Source organism: Serratia plymuthica NBRC 102599, assembly GCF_001590925.1.
GTDB classification, from domain to species: domain Bacteria; phylum Pseudomonadota; class Gammaproteobacteria; order Enterobacterales; family Enterobacteriaceae; genus Serratia; species Serratia plymuthica.
The window spans coordinates 1-947 of the sequence record NZ_BCTU01000071.1; the positions used below are offsets into that span (position 1 = coordinate 1).

A 947-nucleotide genomic window follows, 5' to 3' on the forward strand; every position below is an offset into this window, starting at 1 on the left:
TTCCTCGGCGGCTCGGCCGACCTGGCGCCAAGCAACCTGACGATGTGGTCCGGCTCCAAACCGCTCAATGAAGACCTGGCGGGCAACTACATCCACTACGGCGTGCGCGAGTTCGGCATGACCGCCATCACCAACGGCATCGCGCTGCACGGCGGTTTCCTGCCGTACTCCGCGACCTTCCTGATGTTCGTGGAATACGCCCGTAACGCGGTGCGCATGGCGGCGCTGATGAAAATCCGCAATGTGTTCGTTTACACCCACGACTCCATCGGTCTGGGCGAAGACGGCCCGACGCACCAGCCGGTCGAGCAAATCGCCAGCCTGCGCGTGACCCCGAACATGAGCACCTGGCGCCCGTGTGACCAGGTGGAATCGGCGGTTGCCTGGCAGTACGGCATCGAACGCAACGACGGCCCGACCACGCTGATTTTCTCGCGCCAGAACCTGACCCAGCAGCCACGCACCGCCGAACAACTGGCGAACGTGTACCGCGGCGGCTACGTGCTGAAAGACTGCGCGGGCACGCCGGACGTGATTTTGATTGCGACCGGTTCGGAAGTGGGCATCACGGTGGAAGCGGCAGACAAGCTGAGCGCAGCAGGCACGAAAGTGCGCGTGGTGTCGATGCCGTCGACGGACGCGTTCGACAAGCAGGATGCGGCGTACCGTGAATCGGTGCTGCCGTCTTCGGTTACGGCGCGCGTGGCGGTGGAAGCGGGTATCGCGGATTACTGGTACAAGTATGTGGGCCTGAACGGCGCCATCGTGGGCATGACCACCTTTGGCGAGTCGGCCCCGGCAGACCAGCTGTTCAAAGAGTTCGGTTTCACCGTGGACAACGTGGTGGCCAAGGCGCAGGCGCTGCTGAAGTAAGTCACGGCAGGGGCGGCGCAGGCCGTGCCCTGAACATGACAACGCCAGGCCCGGCAAATATGCCGGGCTTTTTA

The 947-nt window shown here is 63.6% G+C and carries 1 protein-coding gene; it reads left to right on the forward strand.

The genetic code is table 11. The features are described from left to right. The coding region (locus tag SPL01S_RS24185; RefSeq protein WP_303621175.1) for a transketolase-like TK C-terminal-containing protein at positions 1-873 on the forward strand (873 nt) is incomplete at its 5' end. Positions 874-947 lie beyond the last annotated feature (74 nt).